Annotated in this window: 15 protein-coding genes and 2 pseudogenes; 13 read left to right on the forward strand and 4 right to left on the reverse strand. The window is 69.1% G+C overall.

Annotated elements, in window-relative coordinates:
- Positions 1–346: 346 nt before the first annotated feature.
- Both H299_RS0110405 and H299_RS0110410 read right to left on the reverse strand, forming a co-directional pair.
- The gene (locus H299_RS0110405) at positions 347–1,960 is read right to left on the reverse strand and encodes a site-specific integrase (protein WP_027748364.1); all 1,614 of its coding nucleotides are present in this window, start codon (positions 1,958–1,960) and stop codon (positions 347–349) included.
- Entirely contained in the window at positions 1,957–2,637 is a 681-nt protein-coding gene (locus tag H299_RS0110410; RefSeq protein WP_486587224.1) for a helix-turn-helix domain-containing protein, read from the reverse strand. Before H299_RS0110410 ends, H299_RS0110405 begins: the two co-directional genes overlap by 4 nt.
- Before the next feature lie 96 nt (positions 2,638–2,733).
- On the opposite strand from H299_RS0110410, the gene H299_RS0110415 reads away from it, so the two are divergent.
- From H299_RS0110415 to H299_RS33295, 5 genes and pseudogenes are all read left to right on the forward strand, one after another.
- Positions 2,734–2,973, forward strand: coding sequence for a hypothetical protein (locus H299_RS0110415; RefSeq protein ID WP_027748366.1), 240 nt, complete (start codon positions 2,734–2,736; stop codon positions 2,971–2,973).
- A gap of 233 nt (positions 2,974–3,206) precedes the next feature.
- Entirely contained in the window at positions 3,207–4,496 is a 1,290-nt protein-coding gene (locus tag H299_RS0110420; protein ID WP_027748367.1) for a DUF3631 domain-containing protein, read from the forward strand.
- 481 nt (positions 4,497–4,977) lie between these two features.
- On the forward strand, positions 4,978–5,778 hold the full coding sequence (locus tag H299_RS33290; protein WP_037758468.1) for a DUF2637 domain-containing protein: 801 nt from the start codon (positions 4,978–4,980) through the stop codon (positions 5,776–5,778).
- A 328-nt stretch (positions 5,779–6,106) separates the two neighbouring features.
- Positions 6,107–6,666 (forward strand): annotated as a pseudogene (gene mobC, locus H299_RS38240) (plasmid mobilization relaxosome protein MobC).
- Positions 6,663–8,401: pseudogene (locus H299_RS33295) on the forward strand (relaxase/mobilization nuclease domain-containing protein). Before mobC ends, H299_RS33295 begins: the two co-directional pseudogenes overlap by 4 nt.
- A 116-nt stretch (positions 8,402–8,517) precedes the next feature.
- Here H299_RS33295 and H299_RS33300 read toward each other — a convergent pair.
- Positions 8,518–9,402, reverse strand: a complete 885-nt coding sequence (locus H299_RS33300) for an aminoglycoside phosphotransferase family protein (RefSeq protein WP_027748369.1) — start codon at positions 9,400–9,402, stop codon at positions 8,518–8,520.
- Entirely contained in the window at positions 9,399–10,709 is a 1,311-nt protein-coding gene (locus tag H299_RS33305) for an NsdA family TPR-like regulatory protein (protein ID WP_486587225.1), read from the reverse strand. The genes H299_RS33300 and H299_RS33305 overlap by 4 nt, the downstream gene beginning before the upstream one ends.
- Positions 10,710–11,005: 296 nt before the next feature.
- Between H299_RS33305 and H299_RS37500 the strand changes: the two genes are divergently transcribed.
- The 8 genes from H299_RS37500 to trpS all read left to right on the forward strand — a co-directional run bounded on the left by H299_RS37500 (position 11,006) and on the right by trpS (position 17,914).
- Positions 11,006–11,488, forward strand: coding sequence for an ATP-binding protein (locus H299_RS37500; RefSeq protein ID WP_158692310.1), 483 nt, complete (start codon positions 11,006–11,008; stop codon positions 11,486–11,488).
- A gap of 345 nt (positions 11,489–11,833) precedes the next feature.
- Positions 11,834–12,037: a DUF5999 family protein gene (locus H299_RS40375; protein ID WP_078512613.1), complete on the forward strand. Its 204-nt coding sequence runs from the start codon at positions 11,834–11,836 to the stop codon at positions 12,035–12,037.
- Positions 12,034–12,702 (forward strand): hypothetical protein, encoded by a 669-nt coding sequence (locus H299_RS33315; protein WP_037758470.1) that lies wholly within the window; start codon positions 12,034–12,036, stop codon positions 12,700–12,702. The genes H299_RS40375 and H299_RS33315 overlap by 4 nt, the downstream gene beginning before the upstream one ends.
- A gap of 113 nt (positions 12,703–12,815) precedes the next feature.
- The gene (locus H299_RS33320) at positions 12,816–13,757 is read left to right on the forward strand and encodes an endonuclease/exonuclease/phosphatase family protein (RefSeq protein ID WP_037758471.1); all 942 of its coding nucleotides are present in this window, start codon (positions 12,816–12,818) and stop codon (positions 13,755–13,757) included.
- Positions 13,758–14,346: 589 nt separating this feature from the next.
- Positions 14,347–14,691, forward strand: a complete 345-nt coding sequence (locus H299_RS39575) for an HAD hydrolase-like protein (protein WP_158692311.1) — start codon at positions 14,347–14,349, stop codon at positions 14,689–14,691.
- A 17-nt stretch (positions 14,692–14,708) separates the two neighbouring features.
- Positions 14,709–15,548: a hypothetical protein gene (locus H299_RS0110470; RefSeq protein WP_199782424.1), complete on the forward strand. Its 840-nt coding sequence runs from the start codon at positions 14,709–14,711 to the stop codon at positions 15,546–15,548.
- Positions 15,545–16,606 (forward strand): hypothetical protein, encoded by a 1,062-nt coding sequence (locus H299_RS0110475; RefSeq protein WP_027748373.1) that lies wholly within the window; start codon positions 15,545–15,547, stop codon positions 16,604–16,606. The genes H299_RS0110470 and H299_RS0110475 overlap by 4 nt, the downstream gene beginning before the upstream one ends.
- 246 nt (positions 16,607–16,852) lie before the next feature.
- Positions 16,853–17,914 (forward strand): tryptophan--tRNA ligase, encoded by a 1,062-nt coding sequence (gene trpS / locus H299_RS0110480; RefSeq protein ID WP_027748374.1) that lies wholly within the window; start codon positions 16,853–16,855, stop codon positions 17,912–17,914.
- Positions 17,915–17,926: the final 12 nt, after the last annotated feature.

Genomic DNA, 17,926 nt, shown 5'->3' on the forward strand with positions numbered 1-17,926 from the left:
CCGTTCTGAAGGGCCGTCACCTGACTCGGAAAGCCTATAGGAGAGGTCGCGCTGCAGTGGGGGAAGTCGCATCTCCGGTGGTCCCGTCGGCTCGCGGCCGGGGAAGTAGGGGACTGCTGCATGCGTGGATGAGGTCGAGTCTCATGCTCAGAGGGCCGCGGCGGGCTTCAAGGCGGTCTAGCACTGGATGGGTCAATCGGTGCCCAGTCGGCTTCGTTGGGGGCGCCGGTGCGGTAGGCCCGTTCGATCTCGGTAACGATCTTGTGCCCAAGTCTTTCCGGATGGTTCAGGGGCGGCGGTCGAGATGCTGCGAAGGTGGCTTCCGTGCACGGAGGAGCCGCGAACCCTATTGCTTGGACTTCTTTCGCTTGCTCTTCCTCTTGCCCTCGGCCTGCGCCTTCTTGGCTCGCTTGGCCTTCTTGCGGGCCTTCTCCGCCTTGCGCGCGGCCTCTTCCGCCTCTGCCTTCCGCTGGAGCGGCACCAGCTTGGCGGTGGCCTCGGCGGCGTTCTTGCCGACGTGAGGGAGGACGCTCTGGTAGATGTCCCGCGTGATCCGGGTGTCGCTGTGGCCGAGGGTGTCGGACACGATCTTGACGTCGACGCCGGCGGCGAGCATGAGCGTGGCCGCGCCGTGGCGGAGGTCGTGGAGCCGGATTGGCGGGAGGCCGGAGGCGGCGACGAGGCGTTCGAAGAGGTCGGTGACCTTGCCGGGGTGCAGCCAGGAGCCGTCTTCCTGGGTGAAGACCAGACCCGTCTCCACCCAGGCTGACCCCCACTCGACGCGGTCGGCCTGTTGCTGCTTGCGGTGGCGCTTGAGGACGCGGACCGTGTCGTCGTCGAGGGCGACGACGCGAAAGCCGCTGTCCGTCTTGGGCTCGGACGCCTCGACCTCCCAGCCGTCCTGTACGAGCTGGCCGATCACGGTGAGGGAGTGCCGGTCGAGGTTGGTCTCCGACCAGGGCTGCCCGCACGTCTCACCGCGTCGCAGGCCGCGGAAGGCGATCAGGTGCCACATGGCGTACAGGCGGTCTTCGGCGACGAAGTCGAGGAAGGCGCCGGTCTGTTCCGGTGTCCAGACCATGACGGGGGAGGGCTTCTCGCCGGTCTGCTGCCACCTGGCGACCCGCTCGTCCGTCCACACCAGCGCCTTCGGCCGACGGACGGGGTCGATCTCGACGTGGGCTGCCGGGTTGAACGTGATGATCTGCTGGCCGATCGCGTCGTTCAGGGCGGCGCGGAGCGTGGCCTTGATGTGCTGGCGCGTGGAGGGCCCGGTGACGCGGCGGAAGGGAGGCATCGCGGCGATCGCCGCCTTCATGGCCTTGCGGCGGGCCCGGTTCCTTGCGCCCTTCCACGGGATGGTCGCAAGCTCTTCTACCGCCGCGCGCCGCTGGGCGTTCTGCTCCAGGAGTTCGGCGTTGGCGTCGGCGATGGCGGTGAACATCTCGCTGAGGTGGCTCACACGCAGCCGGTCGAGGCGCCGGCCGCCGATGCGGGGCTTGAGGTGCACCCGGATGTCGGTCTCGTAGCGGCTGATGCCTGACTTCCGGATGCGCTTGCCCGCTAGCCACCTGTCCAGCCACTCGCCCACGGTGAGGCTGCCGACCAAGTCCTGCCCGGCTTTGAGTCGCCGCCGGGTCTCCTCCACGTCGGGGACGGGCAGCTTGTCGCGGCTGACCTCGGCCAGCATTTCGGCGATCAGCTGAACGCCCTCGGGGTCGTCGCCGTCAGCGAGCCCGAGCAGGGCGCGTACGTGGTCGAGATCGGCCTGCGCGGCCTTGAGGCTGCCGTACCCGCCTCGGGCGAAGGAGCGTCGGCGGCCGTCCTCGTGAGGCGGCAGCTCCTGGCGTATGGAGTAGGTGCAGTGGTTCCTGCTGTTTCGCCTGGGACAGGAGGAGCCGAGTTCCTTGCCGGTCTTGGGGTCGCGGCAGGAGCAGCGGCGGTAGGTGGAGCCCTTCAAAGGCGTTCCTCCGGGGTGGTTCCGGGTTCGGTTTCTGGTGGGTCGACGTCGCCCAGTGCGGGTGGCAGGTCGGGTGGGGTAGCGCCCTCCTCGCGGAGTTCGCGGCGTAGGTGGCGAAGGGTGTACTTGGCGGAGGTGGCCTGGTCGGCGTACTTGGTTCGCTTGCGCTCGGCTTCTTCCTGCTGGGCGCGGGTGGTTGCCGTCCTGGTGGTGAACCGTGCCTGTTCTTCCTCTTCCAGCGAGGCGAGGGCGGTGCGTACGAGGCTGGCGTGGTGCTCGAATTCGGGGACGAGGCCCGCGTCGTACATGGACACCTCCTGCTCGCCGGTGAAGCGCCGCAGGGCGTCCCAGGTGGGGATGAGGTCGTGGAAGGGGAGTTCCTGGGTCTGCTCGACGTATCCGACCGGGAAGATCAGGCAGACCGGGTACGTGTCCAGGGCCGCGGCCAGGACCATGACGTCCACCAGCGGGAGGTTGGCCCGGCGCCCCGACTCCATGTTGGCGATCACGTTGCGCGGGATGGGGTGACCGAGCCGCTCGCACGCGTCCGCCAGCTCCTGCGCGCTCCACCCCATCTCCCTCCTTCTCCGCCGGACTTCGCCGGCGACGTTGGCCTTGACCCGGTCCGCCCACTCCGGGACGTCGTCCTCATCAGCATCCAAACTGCACTGTGTCATACAGACACATTAGCTTCCCGAAGATGGTTGGTAGACGCCTGGAGCCGAACGTGAGGGCCACGTTCGCCGAGGGCTGTGCTGAAAGGGACGCACTGCATGCGCGAAAACGCGACGGCCGGACCCGCGAAGGGCTCGAAGGGGATGAGCCGGGAGGAGCTGCTGGCCCTTCCGGTGGCTATTGATCTGGACACAAGTAACCGGGCGCTGGGGCTCGGACGCAGCAAAGGCTACGAGTTGGCGAAGCGGGGTGCGTACCCGTGCAAGGTGCTGCGGCTCGGCAACGCCTATCGGGTCGTGACCGCGGATCTGCTCGGCCTGCTGGGGATGGCGGCTTGAAGGGGCGGCACCGTAGCAGGCGGTTCTGCGCTGAGCTGACACAGAAGCGCTGGACTGTTGCCGGGGATGGACGTACGGTCCGTGTTCCCCCGCGACGGCCTGGTGCCCGCGAGAAGGGGACGGGCCCCCGGCGGCGCAACGCCGGAGGCCCCAGCAACCCCGAACGGCCCGTGAAGAACCAACTCGGCGGCAAGGGCGCGCAAGCCCGCCACCGCCAGACGAGGAGCTGCCCTGTGGAACCTGCCGGACCCGAGCCCTATTCCGAGCCGAGCAAGACTTCGTGGCCGCCGGTCGCCACTCCCGGCAGACCTGGCTGCCACGCAGATGAAGTCGGCGCGACCACCGACGGCAGTACCTCAGACCCGCTCTCGACGGACCGGCCTGCGGATGAGGAGGTAGAGCCTGATCCCGAGCCGACGGACGGCTCGGAACTGCTGGACGAACTGCGGTCGCAGATAGCCAAGTTCGTGATCCTGCCTTCGGCGGAGGCACTGGACGCGGTCACGCTGTGGGTGGCGGCGACACATCTGCAGCCCGCGTGGCAGCACGCGCCACGGCTCGCGGTGGTCGGACCGGCGAAGCGGTGCGGCAAGTCGAGACTGCTGGACGTGCTGACCGAGACGGTGCATGAGCCGATGCTCACGATCAACCCCACACCGGCGGCGGTCTTCCGCTCGATTACCGAGGAGCCACCCACCCTCCTCGTGGACGAGGCGGACACCATCTTCGACACGCCGAAGCAGGCGGAGAAGAACGAGGAGATGCGCGGCCTGCTCAACGCGGGCCACCAACGCAACCGGTTCGTCACCCGGGTCGTCGGCAACGATCACACCCCGCACCGGTTCGCCACCTTCGCGATGGCGGCCCTCGCGGGGATCGGCGACCTGCCCGACACGGTCATGGACAGGTCGGTGGTGATCCGTATGCGGCGTAGGGCCGAGGGCGAGAAGGTCAAGCCCTTCCGCTCCCGCCGCGACATCCCCGCGCTGCATGATCTTCGCGACCGCATCGCCGCCTGGGCGAGGCCGCTACTCGATGAAGCCGCGGGTCTGGAACCGGAGCTGCCGGTCGAGGACCGCGCGGCCGACACCTGGGAGCCCCTGGTGATCGTCGCCGACCTGGCCGCCGAGTCTTGGCCACGCCGGGCCCGCGCGGCATGTGCGCGGATGGTCGCCGCCGAAGTGGCAGCCGAGGAGGACCACCCCAGCGGTGCGCGGATCCTCGCCGACATCCGCCGGGTTTTCGCCGCCCAGCGTGAGGTCGACAGCCTCTCCACCGAGGAACTCCTCCACCATCTACGCCAGGACCCCGAGAGCCCCTGGGCGGAATGGGGGCGCAGCGGGCTGACCGCCCGTGACCTCAGTGCGATGCTGCGCGAGTTCGGCATCAAGTCCGGCAACGTACGTATGACGGACGGAACGCAGCGCAAGGGGTACATGCGCAACAAGTTCCTCGACGCTTGGCGGCGCTACTGCCCCACCGTCCACCCCGTCGACGCCGCCCCCGCACCCAGCGAGGGCTGAGACCTCGCACCCCCGGTTGCCGTACTTGCCGTCCCTGACGTGATGCCGCAGGTCAAGTGGCACGCGGTCAAGACAGCAGCCGGGGCCAAGACGGCAGCCGGGGCCAAGACGGCAACGCGATCATGACCGGCACGCTGTCCGCGCAAGACGCTGCCCAGATCCGTCTTCCACCGTCTTGGGGGTCTCTGCCGTATCACCGCAGTTCACGGCCCTGTCGGCCGAGACGGAAGCCGCAATGGCGCTGTAGCGGCCGGTCAGGGTCACACCGGAGGGGACCCCGGCGGGAAGACGCCGACAGGGCTGCCGAGACAGAGGTCCGAGGCCGCTGCCGTAACGGCCCTGACCTGCACATGCAACGGCCAAGACTGCCAAGACACCGCCCACGACTACCCCAGGAGTATCCGCACTTGACCACCCAACCCCCGCTTCATCCCGAGCGCCGCAAGCCGCCGATTCGCCGACCCGGCGAAGGCCGGTCGCGATGACGAAGCAGGACGCCGAGCGGTCCGTGGTGATTGCAGCAGGCGCCGTCATCGTGGCCCTCACCGCCGGAGCATTCTGGCTCTCGTACGCACATCTGGCCGAGGTCGCCGGGCAACACGGATTGGGCGACTCCCCAGTGCGCCGCTGGGCCTGGCCCGCCACGCTGGACACGTTCATCGTCGCGGGCGAGCTGCTCATGCTCCGTGCGGGCCTACGCCGGATCACCGACCGGTGGGCCATAGGCGTGACCGCCATCGGATCGGTCGGCTCCATCGCGCTGAATGTGGCCGGGGTCAGCGGTACCCGCGACGCCGGCGCCGTGCCCTGGCTCGACTACGTGGTCGCCGCTGTTCCCCCGACAGCCGCGCTGCTGGCCTTCGGTGTCCTGATGCGACAGGTTCACCAGCTCGTCGACGGCCCGGCCGCCCACCCGGGCGCAGGTTCCGGACAGGCGCCGGAACCACCGGTCACCGTGCCTATCCGGCCGGCCGAGCCGCCGGCCGCAGCTGTCCACCCCGCTGAGCCCCCGACCGCCGTATGCACCCCTCCCTCGGAACCATCCTCCGAGGTTTCGGAGAGCAGGCCGCGTGGTGGCCGCCCGCCCAAGGCCACGATCGAGGAGCTTGCGGAGATCGGCCGAGCCGCCGCCTATGAGCACCGCAAGCTCTCCCGGAACCTTCTCCGAAAGGCCGTGAAGGCGAGGGAGCTGACGATCGGCAGCGAACGGCAGACCGAGGTGATGGAGATCCTCCGGCCGGAACTCGAAGCCGCCGGGATCACCGTTGCCGCCAGCGGCTGACCGCCTGCCCCACTGGGTGACCGGAACCCTTCCGGTCACCCGGTCACCCCTTCGCCATCCGCTATCCACACCTGTGGACCGGGGGCCCGGCCGTCTCCCCACCAAGCCCCCGGCCCTCTGCAACCGCCTGCCCTCCAGCCCTCCCCGGAGAACGCCCGTGATGCACGACCAGCACCACCCCGAGGGAAGCCCCGACGAGCCGCTGCCGCTGACGACCACGACCCTGATGGGGCGGTTGCGCCGCGCATTCGGACGGCCTGCCCCTGGCGGAGCCAGTAGTACCCCGAGTCCGACTCAAGGCCGGTCTTCGGGGATCTCCGCCCCGGGGGTGGCGGAGACGGCCCAGCGCCAGGGGGCGCCGAGCCCGGAGGCCGGGGCCGAGGGTGGCCCCGACCCGGACACACTCCACGCCGCTCAGCGCGAGATCCTCCGCCCCTCCCGTACCGCCGAGCCCACGACAGGCGAGCCCGTCGTGAAGAACGTCCGCCCCGCGATCCGCCGCTTCACCGGCGACAAGCGCGTCGAACGCGTCGCCCCCTGCGCTTCCTTCCCGAGGAACGCGACCGCCTCCAGAAACTGGCTTCGGAACACGGCTACAAGGGCGAATCCGGCTTCGCCGCCGACATCGTCCTCGCCTTCGTCACCGGCCGGTTCACCGCGAACCTCCCGCTGTCCGAGGACCGCCGCCGCACCCAGGTCTTCCGCGCCCAGGTCCTGCGCCAGCTCAACCGCGTCGGCGTCAACATCAACCAGATCGTCCGTGCCCTCAACAGCGACCTCACCCCGCCAGACATCCGCCAGCGCCTCGACGAACTCCACCACATGCTGGAGCTGATCGCCGAGGCGCTGCGTCGGCCCGCTGCCCCGGACGAGGAAGCCTCCGCGTGATCGCCGCCATTAAGGCAGCGGGGACAAGGACCCGTGGCCTCCTCGCCTATCTCTACGGGCCCGGCCGAGACGACGAGCACCTCGACCCGCACATCGTCGCCGCCTTCGCGATGCTCGGCATGCCCGACCCCGGCCGCGGCGAGAACGCCACCCTCACCCAGCTCGCGCACCACCTCGACCAGCCCGTACGGCTGCGCAACAGTGAGTTCGGCAATAAGATCACCGACCACGTCTGGCACTGCCCCGTCCGCACGGCTCCCGAGGACCGCTACCTCTCCGACGTCGAGTGGGGCGAGATCGCCCAGCGCATCGTGGCCGCCGCCGGCATCGCCCCCGAAGGCGACGACCTGGCCTGCCGCTGGATCGCCGTACGCCACGCAGACGACCACATCCACATCCTCGCCACCACAGTCCGCGAAGACGGCCGGCGACCCAAGCTCCACGACAGCGGCATACGAGTCGGCGACGCATGCCGCGAAATCGAGAAGGACTACGGCCTGCGCCGCCTGAAGAAGGGCGACCGCACCAGAACCCGTCGACCGACCCAGGCCGAGATGCACAAGGCGAAGCGCCTGGACTGGGAGCAGACCAGCCAGCAGTGGCTGGAGGAGCGCATCCGCGCAGCCATCCCGCACGCCACCAACGCCGAGGAACTGCTCGCCTACCTGGAAGCCGACGGCCTTGCGGTCAAATCCCGCCGCGGCCCCTCCGGAGACCTCCTCGGCTATGCCGTCGGTCGCCCCGACGACCTCAACAAGGACGGCGAACAGATCTTCCACCCCGGCGGGAAGATCGCCCCTGACCTCACCCTGCCCAAGCTGAGGGCTCGCCTGGAGACCAGCGCGCCGGAGGAACACCCCACCGCCCGCCGCACCGGCCCACCACCGTCTGGCACCGGGCAACCGACGCCCTGGAAACCCTCCAGGTCGAACTCCCCGACACCACCAGTGACGGAGATACCGGCGGAGACGCGCGGGCCCAGGCACATGTCACAGCCCTCGGCGAACTGATCGAGGCCACGGCACAGAACGCGCCCGAGAACCTGCGCCCAGAACTCCGAGCCGCCTCAAAGGCGTTCGCCCGGGCCCAGCGATCCCAGATCCAGGCGGAAGACCGCGCCGCCGACGCTGTGCGCATCGCGGCCCGCGACATCGTCAACACCGCCACCGGCCGGGACGGCAGCGCCCTCGCCGCGCTGCTGGCAGCCCTCGTCTGGTCGACCATCCTCGCCCGACGCTGGCACGAGTCGAAGCACCACGCCCACCAGGCCGACGCCGCCCGCCGGGCCCTCCAGCACCTCCAGGCCGCAGCCGATCACGCACTCGCCCCCACGCTCACCGAACTGGAGCACCGCCGACCGAAGGAAGAAGCCCGCCGCACCCTGGCCAACGACGTCCGCGCAGCCGTTCCCGACCACGCCGAACGCATCCTCACCGACCCCAGTTGGCCCGCCCTCGCCACGGTCCTCGCCGACGCCGAAGCAGGCGGGCACAAACCCCACCGGCTCCTCAAGGAGGCCGCCGCCCAGCGCGAACTGCACACCGCCCGCCAGCCCGCCCGCGTCCTGATCACCCGCATCCAGCACACCAGCCGCAACCCCATCCCCAACCGCCGCGCCGAAGCTGCCCGCCGACGCACGACCATCCCGGAGCAGGCCACTGCTCAGCAGCTGTCGAGCACCCAGCCCGTACCGGCCGCCGTACCCACCACTCAGCAGCTCGGAAGACGCCGATAGGTGTTCGGCGTACGCACCAGGGCCGTGGGTGGCCGCCCTCGCTTCCGTCCTGCCTGTGAAGTCAGGGTGTACGGCATCAGCCGACATCGTCCAGGCCAGCCAAGGCTCGGCGGAAGCTACATGATCCCCGTCCATTGCCAGGGCCTCGGCCCCAGTCGCCCACGGAGGCAGTCCACTCGGTGCTGGGCTTGGCGGCGCCAGTCCGGGTTGCTGGCGGCGTGCAGCGCGGCATAGGTCGCCATCCGAAGCTCGCGGGCTCCGGCAAAGAGCGCGTAACCCTCCCAGCGCGTGACGTCCGTGCCGTAGGCCGAGCAGAACTCGGCGTATTCGTCCCTGCTCACGCCACCGGTCGTGGTCAACTTCACCGCGGTGGAGACCAGATCCCATTCGGGAGGGCCGATCGAGAATCGCTCCAGGTCCATCACCACGGGTCCACCAGCGGTCCGCACGATGTTCCTGTCCCAGGCGTCTCCGTGCACGACGGAATCGGCCTTGCCGACTGGTCGGCGGTGCCACTGCTCCTCCAGCTCGGTGCAGCGGCTGGTGAGCCAGTCCCGGTCGCCCTGGGGAAGCGTCGTCGCCTCGGTGACGCGTTCCGCGACGCGCACGAACGGGTCCAGGTGGCCGATGCCGAACTCAGGGGGTGGCAGCGAGTGGAGACGCTTGAGGACCGCGGCGATGTCGGTCATCGATCCGGGTTCGTAGGGAGGGAGTTCTTCCCAGAACGTCACGGACCGATCGTCGATGTCGACGGGCTGATCGACCGGTCCAGGCCGTACCGCCGGGATGCCGTGCTGCGCCAGCCACCGGGCGACGCGCACTTCCCGGAGGGCAGCCTTGCCCTGGCCGGGCCTTGTGATCCGTGCGATCACAGAGCCTGGGAGGCGCCAGGTCTCGTTCTCGGCGATGCGGACCGGCTCCGCCTCGCCCGAGTCAAGACCGACTGCCGCACATGCCCTCTCCAGCACGCTGCGAGCACCCGAGGCACCGGATGTCCTCATGACTTCACGGTACCGGCGATCCGCTCGCGCAGGTCACGGGCGTCGGTGATTCCGGGATGGGCGCCCGCGAACCGTCCGAGCTGCCGCAGGTCGTCGATTGCCCGCTTGGAGGTGAGGCGCCCGACCTCGTCGAGGGCTTTGTGACCGATCCGGGCAGCTTCACGGGGATCGCCCTTGGCCATGGTGAGCGAGGCCAACTTGGTACGCGAGAGCGCTCTGGACCGCTTGAAGGCGTGATCGTGTCCGTTGACGGCGTCGGAGAAGCGTCGTTGGGCCTGGCCCGGGTCCTGCCCGGCGAGGACGGCGAGATCGAACAGCGCGTGCGCGGTGTCACCGGCGTGCTGAGCGCGGTCGTAGTAGGCCATCCAGGGCGGGTCCTCGTCCGGTCGGGAGTCGGAGAAGGCGTCATCGGCCAGTCCCACCGCCGTCATCGTCTCTTTGACGTTGCCCAGCTTCGCGAACGCTCTGGCGCGTGCCGTCTGGAGCATGGCGCGCTCCGTGGCCGTGATGCGATCGGAGCGGACGAGCCCCTTCTCCGCGAAGGTCAGTGCCTCGTCGCCGTCGCTGAGAGAGGATGCCTGGCGGGACAGCAGGCTGTACGTCTTGGCACGCAGGTGCCACTCTCTGGCTTCCTCAGCGCAGTCGGCTGCGAAGGTGAACGTCCGCCGAGCGTCGTCGTGGGCGTGAGAGTCGAACGCGCTCGCGCCCACCGCGATGCCAAGGCGGGAGACGGACGCGAACAGCTGCGGGCGCAGGGAATCGGCACATTCCGCGTGGAGCAGGCCAGCGGCCCAGCGCATGGCACGGGCAGCGACATCACGGACCATCCCGCCACCGCCGTAGGCGTTGTCCCAGTCGTGGATGCTGCTGGCGATTCCGCGTAGCTGTTCTATGTCGAGTGGCCGGATGGTGGCGGGAGGCTCCCCCTGCGTCTGCGGTGAAAGCAGGTGCACGAGGTCCGTCGGGACGAAGGCGGCGAGGCCCCCGGCCTGGAGGAGGGATCGTCGGTCCACGGGCTCAGGTCTCCTCGCAAGTGGTGCTGACTCGTCACCATCCAGGATGCGGCCTGCCGCGAGTTGGACAGGTCGGTCCGCCGGGCGCACGGCCTTTCTGTCGGCATCAGCCCGCTTCTTCCCGGCATCGCCGAACGCCATGGGCCACGCTCTCTCAAGGACTCCGCCCGTCTCCAGGACAGCGTCGAGCCGCTTCACCAGCTCCAGTTGGCAGCTCGGGTACGTGGCCTTCTCGATCGCGAGAATCACGTCGTCGCTGGCCTGCACGAGTCTGCCGAGCTGGCGGGCCGACATTTTGTCGTGTGCTTTCCGACGGAGGCGGAGCTCGGCTCCGAACCACGCTTGCGGGGACTCCTCCGGATGGAGCTGCTTCTCTGGCTGTGGCATTCCTCGGCCCCTGGATACGTGATGCCGATACGTGAACCTCTCGGCATCGGGCTACTGCACGATCGCGCTCTGTCCTGCCTCAATGGTTGCTGACCGGTTCGCAATCAGTACACACCGCAACTGAGCCTCGCCGACGGGGTTCTGGCAGAACGGACGGAACTGCGATGGAGCAACTCGCCGAACCCGCTGTCCAGGACGTTGCCGTGCGAGCCGCGACGAACAGCCTCCCGGGCCAGCTCGACATGCGGCTACATCTGACGCCGAGCGCGCTGTGGCGGGTGCGGCGCATCGTCGCCGACCACCTGAGCCTGTGGGGCACCGACCTTGAGGACCTGTGCGACCGGACGCTCGTCACCGTGAACGAACTGCTGACCAACGTCGTTGAGCACGTCGCTCCGGACGCGTCAGGCCGCAAGAGCGCTCAACTCCTCGTCCAGCGCGTACCGAGCGGTCTGTGCGTGAACGTGCGGGACCACGACAAGCGCCGACCGCGGGACGTGAACCCCTCCCTCCATGACGAGAACGGCCGCGGCATCCCGCTGCTTCGCTCCCTGACAGACGACTTCGGGGTTTCCTCTCACGCCGCCGGTAAGGACGTCTGGGCCCTGATCCTCCATGAGGAGCACACCAGCCGGGACACGACGGGCGCGACGCCCTCCGCCGGCCGCCGCCTCCACGTGCACTGAAGCCGACCCCCGACCCGCCTACGCCCCAAAGCGCTTACCCGAGCGACGACACGGAGAGTCCACGCAGTGACCCATCGACGGACACGGCCCTCGGGGCCAGCCGGCCCTGCGGCCGTACACACCAATCCGTTCATCGATCCGGATTCCGGGTCGCTCGGCGACAACCGATCACCCTCGCTCCGTTCCGAGACCGCGTCGGGCCGGAGATGCCAGCGCACCTCCCCCCGTGGCACCGCTGGCCACCCTCCGGCTCGACGCACAGCCCGAAATCGCCTCTCCCGAGTCACCGCCCGGCCTCCAGCACTCTGCCCTCCCCACCCACGCAACCTGCGACCGGAGATCCGCATGTGCGCGCATCGTCCCTCGTGTCCATCAGCCCTGGCCTCTGACCGGGAGGCAGCCCACCTGGCAGCGTGCGCCCCTGAGCAGGGCTGGAGCCTGCTGTGCAACGGCGTCCTGCTCTTCGACGACACCGGGGAACTGCTGCCGGACGGGACCGTCATCGCCCCGCACCGGTCAGGCGTGCTTGGGACGGGAGCAGCCGCGTGAGCAACGCCGCCCACCCTCCGCTCATCCCCTACGTTGCGCGCCGGGCGGGGGAGGAGGGTGCGTCCGAGTCCATGCTGAGCGTGCTGCCGGGGGGCGCCGGGTTGTGCTACCGGGCGGAGGTGGCGGGGGACCGTGATCTGAGGGGTGTGCTGTGGGGCCGCTGCTCCCAGACCCGGGACCCTTCTGGCCGCCCGGCCGGAAAGCCGCAGTTCAAGGAGGTGCATCCTTCACGTCAGCGGGAAACCATGACCGGCCTGCGCTGCCAGGTGTGCGCCCATCGCGCTGAGCGCACCCGCGAAGGCTACTTGTTCCTTCTCCCGCTCCCGGCCGCAGCCGAGGGCAGTGTGCCGCCGGAGTGGCCGGAGGGGATGCTGACCGCGCATCCCCCGCTGTGTCCGGGCTGCGCCCGCCTCGCGGTCGATCTGTGCCCTCTCCTGGCCCGGGGTCACGTCGCGGTGCGGGCGGGGTTGCCTCGTCTGTACGGGGTGATCGGCGCTCGCTACCGCTACGACTCCCGCCGGGGCCTGGAGGCGGTCACACCCGAGGAACACCAAGCGGTCTTCGGTTACCGCGACTCCCGCTCCCGCTGGGTGCTGGCCTCCCAGATGGTTCGCCAACTCACCGACTGCACCACAACCGACCTGGCACGCCAGATCGGCCGCTGAAGCTCCCGTCTGCCGGTGTCCTCCCCCGGCATCGGCAGACGGGTCCCACGTGGCTGCCGAGAGCACCTGGCAGCCCCACCACGGTTCACCGCGAAGGAAAGGGAGAGGCACTGATGCCCTCAGCGTCCGAAGAGTTCCGTGTCGTGTCCTGGAATGTGGCCCACAACGGGACCGACCGTGACGGCGGCAATGAGCGGTGGCATCTGGCCATGGACATCCTGACGCTGCTGCGCCCGCATGTGGTGCTGAGGCAGGAACTCACTCACGCCCACCAGCACGGTGGTCGCGCTCTGTGGGCCGAAGCCGCCCGGCTCGGCGGCCAGGGCAGGCCGCCGTTCACCGCGCACCTGGCTCCGGCTACACCGGAGTCCCCCAACCCCACCGGGGTCTACCTCGACCCCACGTTGTGCTCCACCACTCGCTGCTTCACGCACACGACCGCCATGTGGCACCCGGCGTGCAACCCGGTCATCCGCCTCAAGGGTGCCGTAGGTGAACTGTCGCTGGCTTCCTTCCACCTGTGCTCCTTCGACCCCGCCCGACGGGCCGGCGAGGCCAAACGCCTCACGACACTGGGCAAGCCCGGCATGGCCGCCATCCTCGGCGGCGACTGCAACTCCTACCCCCATCGGCCTCAGCACGAGAAGGCGCCGCTCCCCGACTGGTCCGTGGTCAGCGACCGCTCCCACTTCGAGCACCGCACCCACCAACGCGACGGCATACGGGTTTCTGACACCGCCCCCGACGAGATCCTCGCGGGCGATCACGATGGACGGTCACCGGTGTTCACCGAACTCGGTCACCACGCCGCAACCCTCCTCGGCCAGCCTGACGCGCTCACTCCCACCGCCTCTCTCACCCGCACCGACCAGGGCCCGCCACAGCGCATAGACCGCCTCTATGCCACCCCGGCCATCGCCCAGACCCTCACCCGCTTGGAAGTCCTCGACAACGAGGGGGTCCGCGAGGTCTCCGACCACGCCGCCCTTCTCGCCACCTTCCACCTTCCCGCCCTCAGGCGGGCACTGGCCCCTGCCTCCGCTCTCGCGGCCTGACCCGAAGGAACCGTTCCATGCGACCACAGCAACTGGACCTGGCCCGCATTCCCCACCGCGGCCCCATTCAAGGGCGAAATCAAAGTGCCCCTCGCCCGCGGGCCCATCACCGCGGATACCGACGGCTGAGCCAGCTTCCGCGTGATCAGCGCTTATGCGTCGTGCATCACCACATGCGAGAAGCAGCTGCGCTGCGGCCCCCACGAGTGGCGCGTGCAAGGGATGAATTCCGGCCAAGAAACCGCACGCTCTGTGTTGACTCGCTCGCTCTCCGGAGGGGTCACGTATCCGTGACCGGGTCATGGAAGGGCTGGGTGCTGCCGTGAACCGGCCGAGCCCAGACGCACGCCCAACGCTGCTTCTGGACGCGTGTGGGGTGCTGCTGGGGGAGCCGACCCGCCCCCTGTTCGCGGCAGTCGCTGCCTCGTGCGGCGTGTCCTCAGACTTCGTGGCCTCGGTGTTCAAGGAGAGCTTCCGGGACGAGCTGTGGAGTGGCCGCTTGGCGGAGGACGCTTTCTGGCGGGACCTCGCGACCGCCTGCGGGGCAGAACGTCCACTGCCTTCGTGGCGAGCGATCCTCAATACCGCCATGTGCGCGATGCCCGCCGTACGCCGCCTCCCGGCGTGGACACGGAGCGCGCGACTCGTCGTGCTCTCCAACCACCGCCACGAGTGGCTCCTGCCCCGTCTCGACGCCACCGGCGTCCTCAGCTATGCCGATGAGGTGTGCGTCTCCAGCCGTACGGGGCTGCTGAAACCGGACCCCGCCGCCTTCGAACATGCTCTACGCGGCGGCACGGAGCGGTCGCAGGCGCTGTACGTAGACGACAAGCCGGGGAATGTGAGCGCGGCCCGTACACGGAATATCCCCAGTGTGCTGGCGGATGCCGAAGGGCGCTGGCTGGGCGAGGTAGAAGCGTGGCTGACGCGATGAGGGAGCACGTTGACCAGGTGCTCGACCCCTCGTTCGAGGACAGGATGTCCGGTCTTGTCGTAGCACTTGAACCAGCCGTCACCGATGTGCCGTACAGCGGCAGGCAGTGGGTGTTCTACGGGAGCATGCCGCTGGGGCAGGGGCGCGGTGGAAGTGACGTGGATGCGCTGTTGTTGCACGACGGCAGTGCGTACCACCCTCCGCAGCGCCGGGACGGGTCCTGGGGAACGACTCCCGTGACCCTCTATGTGCTCTCCTACCAGGACCTGAGGGCAGACGGTCTGGAGCGCCGCTTCGGCGGGTACTTCACCCTCAAGCTGTTCAGCCCTTTCCTCACCGACGGCCCGCTGAATGAGGGGCGTCTAGCTGAGAGCACCGCTCGGTTCCTGGCTCCTCTGGCGGAGGCCATCGCGGCGGAGAGCGGCCAGACCCTGCACAGCAAGGACCAGCTGCTGGCCCACGGCTACCTGGCGTTCTTGGACCTGTACCCGGATTTCGCCGGATACCTTGCGCGGCTGGCCCGAGACCGAGAGCTGTGGCGACGCGTCTGGGGGCATCAACGCCGCGTGTATGTCCAGGCGCTGCGCACCGCTGGGTACATCGCGCCCTGCCGCAGCGGACGCTGGTCCTACACAGGCCGCCATGCCGTCGGTGATCCGGCGCGAGAGCGCGCCCGCTGCGCCGCCCGGTTCTGGGCGTTCGGAGCGGTGTGTCACCGGGCCGATGCCAGCTTCCCTGACACGTACTTCGCGAAGACGGACACGCACGCCCCGCACCGCGAGCAGTTGCAGGCACGGGCTGTCGTGCTGCGGATCGCCGAGGGCGAGCAGCCTGGGGCAGGGGTGACGACAGGGTGAAGGAGGTTTCCCTGAACGCCTGGCACGCCACCTGTAGTAGCCGGACCGCCGAGCAAGAGGAGAAACGGGTAAGGCAGTTCGCCCTGCGTCCCGTCTCCCGCGACGGCTGGCCCCTGCGGGACCAGTTCCCCCAGCCGGACGAGGTGTGGGCGTGGCAGCGCTTCGACGTCGGCGCCTGGGCGGCCGGACCGGAGCAGCGATTTCCGGTCCGTGTCGGATTCGCCGGGGACCGGCTGCACCTTGGACATCTGGGACTGGCGCGTACGGCAGCACGGCTGGCTGCCGCAGGCGGCCGACTGCTGGTCTTCGACTCGGCCGCAGCCGGCTCCATGATCGAGGAATTCCGAGCCGCCGTCGAGCACTACGCCGCGGCTCCGCCGGAGATGGAGGTCTGCCGGGAGGGCCCCGCACTGCGGCAGGTGCAGCACCAGGCGCTCGACGCGCTACGGGTGGAGAAGCTGCGGCGGCTCTACGGCTGGGACGACAGCACCCCGGCGAGCGTCTTCATGGATCTGGCCGCCATGCTGGGCTTCTACCTGCACAGCTCGGAGGAGGCCCCCGGCGGTGGAGTGGCATTGGTGGACGCGTTGCAGGCGCCGCACGCCGCGTTGCTGCCCCGCCTCGCCCGTGCGACGGGCAGACCGCCGCCCACACTGCTGTACCGCAGACTGTTCCCCAGTCTGCGCCGCGCAGGCGAACGGGGCAGTGTGCATGACGAGGCATCGGTGGTGTTCGGCGACGACGGCGAGGCCACCATCCGCCGCAAGTTCCGGCGCGCGGTGACCGGAGGGCGGCACACCGCCCAGGCACAGCGGGACCTCGGCGGCGACCCTGTGCGCTGCTCCGCCTTCGCCATGATCGAGCTGGCGTGCTCGCGCACCACTGCACAGTCGGCTCTGGAGCGTTGCCGGAGCGGTCAGGTGCTGTGCGGGCAGTGCAAGGACGAGCATGCCGACAGCGTCGTCGAGGGGGTCCGGGCCGCGGGCACGCCACCACCAGGTCGACGACCGGCTCACCACGCTGTTACGGCAGCTCGAAGTACGCCACGCGCCGAGTAAGGCGAGCGTGTTGTCAAGAGGGACCGGCACCTGGCCAGCCCCCCTCACCTGCGCATTGGAGACAGGCGAGGCGAGGACCTCGACGGCAGCGCTGGGCGAGGGCCATCTGGCTGGATGCAGGTGCACCTCGTCGACAACCCGTGCATGCACCGGTATTGGATGTACTCCAGCAGGCGGCCGGGGGTGACAATGAGCGCCTTGACCGACTCCGTCTGTGACGATCACGCGAAAGGCACGCTCACCCTCATGACTGACCAGCGAATGCTCACGGGAGACCGTCCGACAGGAAGACTGCACGTCGGTCACTACGTGGGGAGCCTCGCCAACCGCGTGAAGCTTCAGCACCAGTACGAGACCTTCCTGATCATCGCCGACCTGCACATGCTGACCACCAAGAACACCCGCGAGGACATCGCACAGATCTCCGCGAACGCACGTGAGATGGTGCTGGACGAACTCGCCGCCGGCATCGATCCGGAGCGCGCCACCTTCTACCTCCAGTCGGCGGTCCCGGAAGTCACCGAGCTCAACACGCTCTTCCAGAACCTGGTCACCGTGCCGCGCCTGGAGCGGGTGCCGAGCTTGAAGGACATGGCTCGCGACGCACACAAGGAAGAGATGCCCTACGGCCTGCTCGGCTACCCGGTGCTGCAAGCCGCCGACATCCTGTGCGTCAAGTCCCACGTGGTACCCGTCGGCAAGGACAACCACGCCCACGTCGAGGTAACCCGCGAGATCGCACGCCGCTTCAACCACCTCTACGGCGAGATCTTCCCCGTCCCCGACCTCGTGGAGAGCGACGTACCCACGCTCGTGGGAACCGACGGCCAGGGCAAGATGAGCAAGTCCATCGGCAACGTGATCTACCTGTCCGACAGCGAGGACGAGGTCCGCAAGAAGGTCGCCGGGATGTACACCGACCCCAACCGCGTGCGTGCCGACGTCCCCGGCACCGTCGAGGGCAACCCCGTCTTCATCTACCACGACGTCTTCAACGACAACCGCGCGGAAGTCGAGGACCTGAAAGGCCGCTACCGGGCCGGGACGGTCGGGGACGTCGAGGTCAAGGACAAACTCGCCGCCGCCGTCAACCGCTACCTCGACCCCATGCGCGAACGCCGCGCCCACTACGAGAGCCAGAGCGGACTCGTCGACGAGATCATCGTCGACGGCACCGAACGCACCCGCCGCGAAGTGCAGCAGGTCGTCTTCGACGTCCGCAAAGCCATGGGTTTGACCGGGGCCTACAACCAGCTACGCCGCAAGGCCGAGCGCTCCCGCAAGAGCAGGGAAGCCCTCCCGACCTGACACACCACTTTC

Source organism: Streptomyces sp. CNH287 (assembly GCF_000424825.1).

Excerpts from the sequence above, each read along its gene's own strand:
- H299_RS0110410 (WP_486587224.1), bottom strand. The coding sequence starts at position 2,637 with ATGACACAGTGCAGTTTGGATGCTGATGAGGACGACGTCCCGGAGTGG.
- H299_RS0110415 (WP_027748366.1), top strand. The coding sequence starts at position 2,734 with ATGCGCGAAAACGCGACGGCCGGACCCGCGAAGGGCTCGAAGGGGATG.
- H299_RS33290 (WP_037758468.1), top strand. The coding sequence starts at position 4,978 with ATGACGAAGCAGGACGCCGAGCGGTCCGTGGTGATTGCAGCAGGCGCC.
- H299_RS33300 (WP_027748369.1), bottom strand. The coding sequence starts at position 9,402 with ATGAGGACATCCGGTGCCTCGGGTGCTCGCAGCGTGCTGGAGAGGGCA.
- H299_RS33305 (WP_486587225.1), bottom strand. The coding sequence starts at position 10,709 with ATGTCGGCCCGCCAGCTCGGCAGACTCGTGCAGGCCAGCGACGACGTG.
- H299_RS40375 (WP_078512613.1), top strand. The coding sequence starts at position 11,834 with ATGTGCGCGCATCGTCCCTCGTGTCCATCAGCCCTGGCCTCTGACCGG.
- H299_RS33320 (WP_037758471.1), top strand. The coding sequence starts at position 12,816 with ATGCCCTCAGCGTCCGAAGAGTTCCGTGTCGTGTCCTGGAATGTGGCC.
- H299_RS39575 (WP_158692311.1), top strand. The coding sequence starts at position 14,347 with ATGTGCGCGATGCCCGCCGTACGCCGCCTCCCGGCGTGGACACGGAGC.
- trpS (WP_027748374.1), top strand. The coding sequence starts at position 16,853 with ATGACTGACCAGCGAATGCTCACGGGAGACCGTCCGACAGGAAGACTG.